Source organism: Vibrio rotiferianus CAIM 577 = LMG 21460, from assembly GCF_002741985.1.
Lineage (GTDB): Bacteria > Pseudomonadota > Gammaproteobacteria > Enterobacterales > Vibrionaceae > Vibrio > Vibrio rotiferianus.
This window is the reverse complement of record NZ_APHW01000103.1, coordinates 88,556-100,022: the sequence shown is the minus strand read 5'-3', so window position 1 is coordinate 100,022 and position 11,467 is coordinate 88,556. Positions and strand designations below refer to the sequence as shown.

Annotated in this window: 9 protein-coding genes; 3 read left to right on the top strand and 6 right to left on the bottom strand. The window is 47.5% G+C overall.

Features of this window, described 5'->3' with window-relative positions; translation table 11 throughout:
* Nucleotides 1-41: 41 nt before the first annotated feature.
* The 6 genes from B853_RS18940 to B853_RS18915 all read right to left on the bottom strand — a co-directional run bounded on the left by B853_RS18940 (nt 42) and on the right by B853_RS18915 (nt 7,519).
* Nucleotides 42-401 carry a DUF3316 domain-containing protein gene (locus tag B853_RS18940; RefSeq protein ID WP_005442378.1) on the bottom strand — a complete coding sequence of 120 codons (360 nt, stop codon included), beginning with the start codon at nt 399-401 and terminating at the stop codon, nt 42-44.
* Between the two features lie 191 nt (nt 402-592).
* Complete coding sequence (locus B853_RS18935; protein ID WP_038886594.1) at nt 593-1,498, bottom strand: EamA family transporter; 906 nt, start codon at nt 1,496-1,498, stop codon at nt 593-595.
* Between the two features lie 66 nt (nt 1,499-1,564).
* Nucleotides 1,565-2,269: a phosphonate utilization transcriptional regulator PhnR gene (gene phnR / locus B853_RS18930; protein WP_005442366.1), complete on the bottom strand. Its 705-nt coding sequence runs from the start codon at nt 2,267-2,269 to the stop codon at nt 1,565-1,567.
* 9 nt (nt 2,270-2,278) lie between these two features.
* Entirely contained in the window at nt 2,279-4,003 is a 1,725-nt protein-coding gene (locus B853_RS18925; protein WP_038886592.1) for a putative 2-aminoethylphosphonate ABC transporter permease subunit, read from the bottom strand.
* Between the two features lie 8 nt (nt 4,004-4,011).
* Complete coding sequence (locus B853_RS18920; RefSeq protein WP_038886590.1) at nt 4,012-5,118, bottom strand: putative 2-aminoethylphosphonate ABC transporter ATP-binding protein; 1,107 nt, start codon at nt 5,116-5,118, stop codon at nt 4,012-4,014.
* Between the two features lie 1,390 nt (nt 5,119-6,508).
* On the bottom strand, nt 6,509-7,519 hold the full coding sequence (locus B853_RS18915; RefSeq protein WP_128826973.1) for a putative 2-aminoethylphosphonate ABC transporter substrate-binding protein: 1,011 nt from the start codon (nt 7,517-7,519) through the stop codon (nt 6,509-6,511).
* 266 nt (nt 7,520-7,785) lie between these two features.
* Here B853_RS18915 and phnW point away from each other — a divergent pair, with 266 nt between their 5' ends.
* The 3 genes from phnW to phnX all read left to right on the top strand — a co-directional run bounded on the left by phnW (nt 7,786) and on the right by phnX (nt 11,466).
* Nucleotides 7,786-8,889 carry a 2-aminoethylphosphonate--pyruvate transaminase gene (phnW, locus tag B853_RS18910; RefSeq protein WP_033006696.1) on the top strand — a complete coding sequence of 368 codons (1,104 nt, stop codon included), beginning with the start codon at nt 7,786-7,788 and terminating at the stop codon, nt 8,887-8,889.
* 26 nt (nt 8,890-8,915) lie between these two features.
* Nucleotides 8,916-10,295, top strand: a complete 1,380-nt coding sequence (locus B853_RS18905) for an aspartate aminotransferase family protein (RefSeq protein WP_038886587.1) — start codon at nt 8,916-8,918, stop codon at nt 10,293-10,295.
* A gap of 355 nt (nt 10,296-10,650) precedes the next feature.
* Nucleotides 10,651-11,466, top strand: coding sequence for a phosphonoacetaldehyde hydrolase (gene phnX, locus B853_RS18895; RefSeq protein ID WP_025768032.1), 816 nt, complete (start codon nt 10,651-10,653; stop codon nt 11,464-11,466).
* Nucleotide 11,467: the final 1 nt, after the last annotated feature.

The following is an 11,467-nucleotide window of genomic DNA, read 5'->3' as shown; positions in this document are numbered from 1 at the left end:
TAAACAGGCAATAGAGTTATAAATGCTAGCGAATAAATTAACTAACGATTACCAGGTTCACGCATGCGGTATTCGTATTTCACATTCAATATTGGTTGGTATGCGATTTGACCGTTATCTTGCAAGAATTCATCTACTGTTACTTTCGCATTAGTAATAGAGAAAGACTGGCGGTCTACGATATCAAATGAGCTTTTGAACTCGTCTCTTAGCTGCGCTGACGACTTGCTTTGATAGTTCTTAATCATTTCAAAGCCCATGTCGTAAGCGGCTTGTTTACTGTCTACAACATTACCATGAATGGTTCTGCTGTTATTAGTCCATTGGTAACCACCAGCAATAGCAGCGATTGGAGTAGCGGTTAATGCGATAAGACTTGCTAGAGTGATTAAACGTTTCATAATGTGCTCCTTACTTACCTTTTAAATATCGAGTTCCAAATACTCGATTAATGTAGGGTACATATAGAGACCGATGAGATTATATTTTAATTTCAAAATAGGGAAAAAGTTCGAAATACTAAATATCACCAAAGAGCATGTGGCTACATAGTTACGCTACTAGTCTTTTACTTACTTATAGTTACCTAATCTTAGTATATTAATGCCCCAAAAATCCCCGCCACGATCGAAGTAACGCCAAGCCCTCGGGTGAGATACCATTTCTCAGACAGAAACCAAATCCCCATAAACAATCCAAACACAATGCTGATTTGCCTTAGTGCCACCACCAAACTCACGTTGTCCGTCATGGTCATCGCAAACAGCACCAAGCCGTACGTTGATGCCATCATTACCCCTGCCATGCTAGCAGTTTTACGGATCTGCCACGCGGTCTTAATCTCATCTGGCTTACCCGTAACTAAGCACCACACAAAAGCAGGAATACCTATCGCCCAAAACTGCACACCTAAATAGAAGATTGCACTGTACTGATCATTCAAGATCTCTGACGCTTGCCCAGTGAGTAAACTCAGCGCTTCTTTGTCGACCACGGAGTAACCCGTTGTGCCTATTGCGGCAATCAATGCCCAGAACACACCAACGTTCAAATAAGAGCCCAGTGTCACCTGACGAAAATTCGTCAGTGGTACCAGCATACAACCAAGGGTAATCAGCAAGAATCCAAGCCACTGCTGACTAGATAACTCATGCCCCAATGCCACACTGATTGCGCCGACCATCATCACAGGTAGCGCCCGAGCAATCGGATAAACCACCCCCACGTCTGCGTGCTTATAAGCGACAATCAAACCGACCAGATAAACCATTTGTGAAATGCCACTAATGAACAGCAATCCCCAAAATTCACTCGGTAATGATGTCCAGCCAATGGTTGCCAAATACCAAATCAAATAAGGGGTAAGAATGAAACATGCAGAAAAGCTGGCGGCCATGATAAACGCGAGCCCAGAGCCTGAATTGCTTTTACCAAGGATATTCCAGCCCGCATGGAGAACAGCAGAAAAAACGACGAGACCAATCGCCAACAAATCCATTTCAATGTTCCTGTCTGAATAAAATAAAGGCCCCGAGATGGAGCCTTAGATGATGGGAAAATCCACTTAACGATTGAGTTCCGCCAGAGATTCAATGCTGATGGCATCGTGTCGCCAATACTCGATATCGCAATCAATCAACTCACCGTGTTGGTTGTAGTTGATGCGCTCCACTACCATCGCAGGCGTACCGGCTGTCGCACGCAATGCCTGAGCCATTTCACCCAACAAAGTGCTGGTTGAAATGCGGTAGCGAATCTTTTGATACGTCACGCCATAATGATCGCGGTAAATGTCCGTCAGTGAATTTGACAAATCATAGTCCAGCAGATTCGGAAACAGCTCTGGGCGAATGTAGTTTGTTACGAATACCACTGGCCTATCTTCAAGGTATCGCACACGGTCAACTCGATACACATCCGAAAACGGTTGCAAGTCCAGCAAGCGCGCGGCTTGTTTGTTTGCCAACGTCCCTTTTGCTGCGACCAACTCCGTTTTTGGCACACGATTTTGCGCTTTCGCCATGTTCGGGAAGTTCAGCGTTTGAGTTGGGTCATAACGCAATGGCTCGGGTGAGATAAACCAACCTCGGCGATCTTCGCGATAGATTCGACCTTCCGCTTCTAGCAGTGATAAAGCTTCACGCAGAGTGACGCGTGTAGTATCGAACGACTCCGCCAACTTACGCTCTGCTGGCAGTTTTTGACGCGGCGATAGCATGCCCGCTTCAATCTGTTCAACAATCGAATCTTTGATTTTTACGTATTGCACGAAGTGTCCTTATCTTTTGTGCCAAGCTTGTGTGCGATTCTCTAACAATTTACCCAAAGTCATCTGAACAATCTTCGCAATTGCGGCAGCAATCATGATCATCACAGCCATTGCCGCTGCAGCGCCAGTTTGACCTGCATCATCCATATTCAGAATCGAGACCGAAGCCGGAATCGTATCGGTTGAGTAAAGGAATACTACCGCAGAAGTGGTGGTCAATGCATTAACAAACAAGTAAGTCGCAATGTCCAAAATCGCAGGTAAACACACAGGTAATGTCACTTTAAAGAACAACTTGTATTGAGGAAGCTTCACCGACGCCGCCGTGGCTTCAATCTCTGATGGCAACTGCTTTAGCGCTGTCAGGGCTGTCATGTGACCCACCGTGTAATAATGCACTACCGTGTTAATAACCAAGAATGCCATGGTACCATAAAGCACGTTCAGAGGATTGTTCGCATCATTGAAGTAAAAGATGTAACCCAAGCCAAGCACCATACCAGGAACCGCCATTGGCACCACGCTGAGCATTTGCATCACCTGACGAATTGGACCAAACGCACGCCCTTTCTCAATGCAGTACGCACCGACAAAGATGATGGCAGTACCGATCACTGCCGTCCAACCTGCCAGCGTTAGCGAGTTGAAGAATGGGCTCCAACCGTAAGTGCTCATTTCGGCAAAGTTGTAATTGTTTAGCGTCAACGCTTTGTTCCAAGGCCAGAACGTCACTAACGAGCCATACACCGCCATGCCAAGCACTGCCAACACTGCAATAGAAATGATGCTGCAGTAAACCAAACAAATGCTGTCGCGCACTTTGCTAGGTTCTGGCTGATAAGGCACTGAACGTGTGTCGAATAAGCTCTTCTGTTTTTTCTGTACCCAACGGTCTGCGCCGAACGCCATTACCGCAGGAAATAACAACATAATGCTGGTCACCGCACCCATGGCAAAGTTTTGTTGTCCCACAACTTGCTTGAAGATGTCAGTTGCCAGAACGTTGTAGCTTCCACCAATCACTTTCGGCACACCAAAGTCCGTAATAACCAGCGTAAAGACGACAATGAGCGTGCTGATCAAACCGTATTTCGCCGCAGGTAACGTCACCATAAAGAAGGTTTTGATGGGTGAAGTTTTCAGTGCGCGAGCAGCTTCATACAAACGGGCATCTGAAGTACGCAGCGAAGTGGTCAAAATCATCAATGCATGAGGAAAGGTCCAGAAGATCAAACCTATCGAGATACCAATCACACCGTAAACCGAGTTTCCTAACAGCATCTCTTTTGCAATGCCTTGATTACCAAAAAGGAAGATCAAACTGATCGCCGGCAACAACGAAGGCGCAAGGATCGGCGCAGTGCCTAGGATTTGAAACAAACCTTTAAACGGCATACATGAACGAGTTAGCGCGTAGGCATAACCAAACGCAAGCACACCGACTACCGAGGTCACTATCACGCCCAAAGTGAAGGTGTTGCCTACCGACACCCACAAGCTTGAAGAAGAAAAGTACGTCGCAAAGTTTGCCAGACCGACAAATTCGCCATTGGCATTTTGCACACTCTTGGTCAACATTGCCCAAAGCGGCATTAAGATGAAAAGCACCATCATGGTCGACAAGCCAGCGAGCAAACCAAACAACACAAGGTTGTCGCGGCTAACACGTCCGAGTAAGGATTTTGCTTTGTCTTGTGTGGTCAGGCTATTCATCGTCATTGTCTTCGCATCCATGTTTACACCTACGCTGCTAGCGCTTTATCAACCGAGGGCACGGCGTAACCATGCAGCCCTTCTTCAGCAAACTGGATGTAACGTACATCGCCCGCCTTGATATTTAGTTTTTGAACCGTTTCCACGGGCACATCCACGACGATGGTTTTCGTTGAGCTGTCGTTTTGCAATACGCAATCAATGCGGAAAAACGCCCCCAAAAACTCGGTAGCCGTCACTCGCACTGGTAAAGAGTTGGTGTAGTTTTCAACGAACTTGATGCTTTCAGGACGCACCGCAAGGTCGAAGCGGTCACCACGTTGGAGCTTTCGATTGGTCAAGCTTGGCGCTGGCATCAGGGTTTCTGCAATTCGTACTTGGGAGTCCGTTGCGACTGAGGTTTCAATAAAGTTCATGCTGCCGACAAACTCAGCGACAAAGCGCGTTGCTGGTTGCTGGTAGATCTCTTGAGGTGTGCCGACTTGCTCAATCACGCCATGGTTCATTACCACGATACGATCCGCCATCGACAGCGCTTCGTCCTGATCGTGCGTAACCATGATGGTGGTGATGCCAAGCTTACGTTGCAGCTTACAAATCTCGTCACGTAAGTGAACACGTACTTTTGCATCCAGCGCTGACAGCGGCTCATCCAATAACAGTAGACCTGGAGACAACGCTAATGCGCGAGCGAGTGCCACACGCTGCTGTTGACCACCAGAAAGTTGGTTAGGGAATTTCTCGCCAGAGGTTGGAAGACCAATGGTTTCTAACCAATGATCTACTTTCTCTAGCGCTTCTTTGGTCGACATACCTTGGTTCTTCAAACCCACCGCAATGTTCTCTTGCACAGTTAGGTTCGGAAACAGTGCGTAAGATTGGAATACGATGCCGAAATCGCGCTTCTCTGGTGGTAAGAATGTGGTCTCTTGACCGTTTTGAAAAATCGCACCAGACGTTGGCAAGTCTAAACCTGCAATGGCACGTAGCAGAGTGGTTTTACCGCAGCCAGATGGACCAAGAAAACAAACGAACTCGCCCTTTTCAATCGCTAGCGAGATTTTCTTTAATGCAGTGAACTGTCCGAATTGCTTCACTACATTTTCAATATTTAGGTAATGTTGGTTAGTTGACATAACACATGCTCCAAATGGTATATACCAACTCTAGTTTTGGAGTGTTACGTTCCAATGACAAATTTATAGCCAGAAGATGACAAATAGATGAAGGGCGGTGAGGTTTGCTTCTACGCTTGCAACCCCCTCCAACTCCCCCTTCTCTCGGCATGGTTTGCTAAGCATTTGAATGCGGTTATCAAGGGGGGGGAGCTGTTCTTTGCTGCGGTGAGCTCTGTGCTTTCCCGACGTCATTCTGAAGGAGCCTAGGCGAGTATTCAGAATCTACTTGAAGCGCGTTGGATGTTGCATTGTGAATTAAACTATCCGCGAATGCAGAACCAGTCCCTCCCCTTTACCAGCACGACTATTATAGTCTCCCGAAGTTGAAGCCAAAGGGAGGTTAGGTGGGGTTGGTGGTTTAATGCTAGGTTCGGTGCCTACAACCCCTCCAACTCCCCCTTTTCTCGACATGCTTTGCCAAGCATTTGAATGTCGTTATCAAGAGGGAGAGTTTTCTTTGCTGCAGTGCGTTCGGTGCTTTCCCGACGTCATTCTGAATGTGCCTAGGCGAGTATTCAGAATCTACTTGAAGCGCGTTAGATGTTGCATTGTGAATTAAACTATCCGCGAATGCAGAACCAGTCCCTCCCCTTTACCAGCATGACTGTTGTAGTCCCGCGAAGTTAAAGCCAAGGGGAGGTTAGGTGGGGTTGATGGTTTAACGTTGAGTTAGGTGCTTCCAACCCCCTCCAACTCCCCCTTTCTCGGCATGGTTTGCCAAGCATTTGAATTTGGTTATCAAGGGGGAGAGTTTTCTTTGCCGCGGTGAGCTCTGTGCTTTCCCAACGTCATTCTGAAAGAGCCTAGGCGAGTATTTAGAATCGACTCGAAGCGCGTTAGATGTTGCATTGTGAATTAAACTATCTGTGAACGCAGAACCAGTCCCTCCCCTTTACCAGCATGACTATTGTAGTCCCGCGAAGTTAAAGCCAAGGGGAGGTTAGGTGGGGTTGGTTGTTTAACGTTAGGTTAGGTGCTTACAACCCCCTCCAACTCCCCCTTTTCTCAGCATGGTGTGCCAAGCATTTGAATGTCATTATCAAGGGGGAGAGCTGTTCTTTGCTGCGGTGGGCTCCGTGCTTTCCCAACGTCATTCTGAAGGAGCCTAGGCGAGTATTCAGAATCTACTTGAAGCGCGTTGGGTGTTGCATTGTGAATTAAATTATCCGCGAATGCAGAGCCAGTTCCTCCCCTTTACCAAAATGACTGTTGTAGTTCCCAGAAGTTAAAGCTAAGGGGAGGTTAGGTGGGGTTGCTGCTTTTAAGCTTTTGACTTTCGCCTCTTCTAAAAACAAAAAATCCACCTCAACCGAGGTGGATTTCAGCATTCAACTCAAAGCAAATTCTATTAAGACTTTGGTTCTGATTTCGCGTCGAACTTCTCAGACCATGCTGCTAGAATTTCTGCACGCTTGCTGCCCATTTGCGCGAAGTCCATCTTCGCCATGTTCTCTTGAACGTTCGGGAAGTTAGACACGGTCGCTTTCACTTCTTTATGTGCAACCACTGGGTACATTTCTACGTAAAGCTCGTTTGCTGCTTTAGAGATTGACCAGTCCACAACGCGCTTCGCTGCATCAGACTCTTTTACTAGACCAACCGCTTCTGATTCCCAGCCGATGCCTTTTGGTGTGATAACCGCTAGTGGTGCGCCTTGTGTTTTCAGCTTCGCGCCGCGGCTTGCCATAGAAATACCGATAGCCACTTCACCCATGCCCGCTTGAACACATGGCTTAGAACCCGAGTGCGTGTAGTGTGCAATGTTCTTATCCAAGTCACGCATGTAGTTCCATGCCTGATCTTCGCCCATGTTTTGTAGCCAAGCAGAAACCTGCATGTAGCCAGTGCCTGAAGACGCTGGGTTCGGCATTGCAATGTGACCTTTGTAAACCGGCTTCGTTAGGTCTTCCCAAGACGTTGGCTTAGGCAGGTTAAGTTGTTTCGCTACCGCTTCGTTGAAACAAACTGCGTTAAAGAACGCATCGTTACCAAACCAGGCTTGGTTCGATTGAGGGTCGTTTAGATTCGCGTGCAGCTCTTCCAAACCTTTTGGTGTGTAAGGCTTAAGAAGACCTTCATCTTTAAGCAGTGCCATTGACGAGCCAGCAAGACCCCAAACCACTTCCGCTTGAGGGTTGTTCTTTTCTGCCAGCAATTTCGCCGTCATGATACCGGTTGAATCGCGAACCCACTTAATCTTTATATCTGGGTTATCTTTCTCAAACGCAGACTTGTATTTCGCAAGAATGTCAGTTTCGAAAGCGGTGTAAACCGTGACTTCCTGTGCTGCTATTGCATTCGTAGCTAGCAGAGAGACAAGTGCAGCCAGCGATCCTTTCATCAAACGGTTTTTCATCATTTTCTCCAGTTAATTTGGCTAAGTTTTCATTTGGTCTGTACCAGTTGACGATATACACCCTACTGAGCCTTTGTGACGAAATCATGACCATTAAATGGCAGTTTTACGAAAATTTGCGATGAATAATCGTTCAATTGATCCGCCATTTTCTGGATATTAAAGTTTTATGAAATTGGATATTCGCCTATTTACTGCCCTTTTCTTCCTCGCTAGAGTGAACTCGAAATTTGGTGTAGACCAATTAGCCTATTCTGATGGAAATCGAGATGAAAAACGAATACCTACTACTGACTCCAGGTCCTCTATCTACTTCTGAAACAGTACGTGAAGCCATGCTAAAAGACTGGTGTACTTGGGATGATGAATACAACAAAGACATCGTAGAAGTGATCCGCACTAAGCTTGTAAAACTGGCGACGGAGCAAGACGGCTACACCAGCGTACTAATGCAAGGTAGCGGCACCGCATCAGTAGAAGCAACGATTGGCAGTGCCATTGGCAAAGATGGAAAATTGTTGGTTGTCGACAACGGTGCTTACGGTGCGCGTATCGCTCAGATCGCTGATTATCTAAATATTCCATGCCATGTAGTTTCCCCAGGCGAAACATCACAGCCACACTTGAACGAGGTGGAAACTGCATTGGCATCGGATCCTACGATCACACACGTGGCGATTGTTCACTGTGAGACAACCACTGGCATGCTTAACCCAATTGAGGCATTTGCTTCTGCGGCAAAAGCACACGGTAAAGTGGTGATTCTCGATGCCATGTCGAGCTTTGGTGGTATTCCTATCGATATAGCTGAGCTAGGCATCGATTTTATGATCAGCTCAGCGAACAAATGTATCCAAGGCGTACCGGGTTTTGGCTTTGTGATTGCGAAACAAACTGAGCTCGAAAAGTGCCAAGGTCAGGCTCGCTCTTTGAGCCTTGATCTTTACGACCAGTGGCACTGCATGGAAGTGAATCACGGCAAATGGCGTTTTACGTCTCCAACGCACACGGTTCGCGCTTTCTATCAAGCATTGTTAGAGCTGGAACAAGAAGGCGGCATTGAGGCTCGTCATAACCGTTACCAAACTAACCAGAAAACACTGGTTGCAGGTATGCGCTCTTTGGGGTTTGAGCCACTACTGAGTGATGATCTTCACTCGCCAATCATCACTTCTTTCTACTCTCCGACGCACAGTGATTACCAATTCAAAGCGTTCTACACACGTTTGAAAGAGCAAGGTTTTGTGATTTATCCGGGTAAGGTATCGAACGCAGATTGCTTCCGTATCGGCAACATTGGCGAAGTTTACCCAGCAGATATCGAGCGCTTAATCGGTGCAATTGAAAAAGCAATGTACTGGCAAGTTGCATAAAGCAGCCTTCTGATTGAGAGAGCGTTATGACTCAGAATATCAAACCGACCCATTTCCGCAGCGAAGGTGATGTCAACACGACGCCAACGCGCCAAGCTTGGAATGCATCGATGGACGACGAACGCACGCAAGCATTATTGAAGCGTGATTCGGAAGTCTTTCTTCATCAAGCCATGTCGACGCCTTGCTTAGATACCTTGGAAGCAGCAGAAGGCATCTACATCCAAGATGCCACGGGCAAAAAGTACATGGACTTCCATGGCAATAACGTCCACCAGCTGGGCTACGGTCATCCGCATGTGATTAAACGCGTGCAAGAGCAAATTGCCAAACTGCCGTTTTCACCACGTCGTTTTACCAATGAAACCGCGGTTGAATGTGCCGAAAAACTCACCCAAATCTGTGGCGGCGAGTTGAATCGCGTGTTGTTTGCTCCAGGTGGCACATCTGCGGTTGGCATGGCGCTTAAACTAGCCCGCCACATCACGGGCAACTACAAGGTGGTGTCGTTGTGGGACTCCTTCCACGGCGCATCGTTGGATGCCATCTCAGTGGGTGGCGAAGCGTGTTTCCGCCAAGGCATGGGACCATTAATGGCAGGTGTTGAACGCATTCCACCAGCAGTGTCTTACCGAGGCGCTTTTCCAGTTGCAGACGGCAGCGACGTGCATTACGCCGACTACCTTGAATACGTGATTGAGAAAGAAGGCGGCGTGGGCGCGTTTATCGCAGAAGCAGTTCGTAATACCGACGTACAAGTGCCGAGCAAAGCCTACTGGAAACGCATTCGAGAAATCTGTGACAAACACAATGTCATGCTGATCATTGACGACATCCCTAACGGCATGGGTCGCAGCGGTGAATGGTTTACCTACCAAGCCTACGACATTGAGCCAGATATGCTCTGCATCGGTAAAGGTTTGGGCGGAGGCTTAGTGCCTATCGCAGCCATGGTAACCAAAGACAAATACAACACCGCCGAGCAAATCTCCATGGGTCACTACACTCATGAGAAAAGCCCTATCGGTTGTGCTGCAGCACTGGCAACCATGGAAGCCATTGAGCAAGACGGCTTGCTAGATAAAGCCAAAGCCGACAGCCAGTTTATGCGTGAAAAGCTGCTAGAGATGAAAGCCAAGTACCCTGTGATTGGCGATGTACGTGGCATCGGCATGTTATGGGGCATTGAGTTGGTCACTGACCACGAAAGCAAAGCACGCGCGTATGACGAAGCGGAAGCTGTGTTGTACCAATGCCTCAACAATGGCGTGAGCTTCAAGGTATCGCAAGGCAATGTGATTCAACTCAGCCCACCGCTGATCATCACTCGCGAACAACTAACAGAAGCGTTGGCGATCTTCGAAGAAGCCATCGCTAAAGTGTGTAAAGACTTTAACTACATTTAGGTTTTGTTGACCTTTTGAGCTGATTTTTGCAGCAGTTTGTGGGTTCTTTATGCAAGGCAGAGGCTTTGAGTTGTAGCTGTTCTACCTGATAAGCCGATAACGCAGAAGAAAGGAACCACAAACGCTGCCCGAAGGGTTCGGCTAAAAGCGTTTTACTCTTTGTTGCGAGGTGTTGTGCTTAGAATGACTAGGCTACAAACCTCTCGCCGCGATTAAAACGCTTTTATCTCGAACAAAATTTAACCGCAAAAGGTCAACAAAACCTAGAGTCAATAGACCTCAACAAAACCAATTATCCAGAGCGCAGTTCCAATGTGTAGTCAAGCGCTCTGGCAAGCAAGAAAAAGGATTGAACATGAGCAACTCACCAATTCAAGCAGTGATCTTTGACTGGGCTGGCACTATCGTCGATTTCGGCTCTTTTGCGCCAACTAGCATCTTTGTGGAAGCATTCAAACAAGGCTTTGATTTCGACATCGACCTTGAAGAAGCGCGTGAACCAATGGGGCTTGGTAAGTGGGATCACATCCAAGCTGTGGGTCGCATCCCTGCAGTTGATAAGCGTTGGAATGAGAAGTTTGGTCGCTCAATGACCAGTGAAGACATCGACGCTATCTACGCAGCATTTATGCCTCTGCAAAAAGCAAAAGTGGCTGACCACGCAGAGCCAATCCTCAATGCGATTGAAGTTGTGAACGGCCTGAAAGACAAAGGCATCAAGATCGGTTCTTGTTCTGGTTACCCTCGCGAAGTGATGGACGTATTGATTCCAGTGGCGGCGGATTACGGCTACAAACCGGATTACGTAGTAGCAACAGATGACCTGCCTCAAGGTGGTCGCCCAGCACCATTTATGGCACTGAAAAACGTGATTGAGCTGAATGTAACCGACGTTAATGCGTGTATCAAAGTGGATGACGCAGCACCGGGCATCGATGAAGGTCACAACGCCGGTATGTGGACCGTTGGCTTGCTGCTTTCTGGTAACGAAGCAGGTCTAACGTTTGAAGAATACCAAGCTGCGGACGAAGCAACGCTTAATGCCGCTCGTGAAAAAGCGCGTGCAAAATTGCTCAAGAGCTCGCCGCACTACCTCATCGACACCATTGCTGACTTCCCAGAAGTGGTTGCAGATATCGAACGTCGCCTAGCAGCAGGTGAGCGTCCTTAGT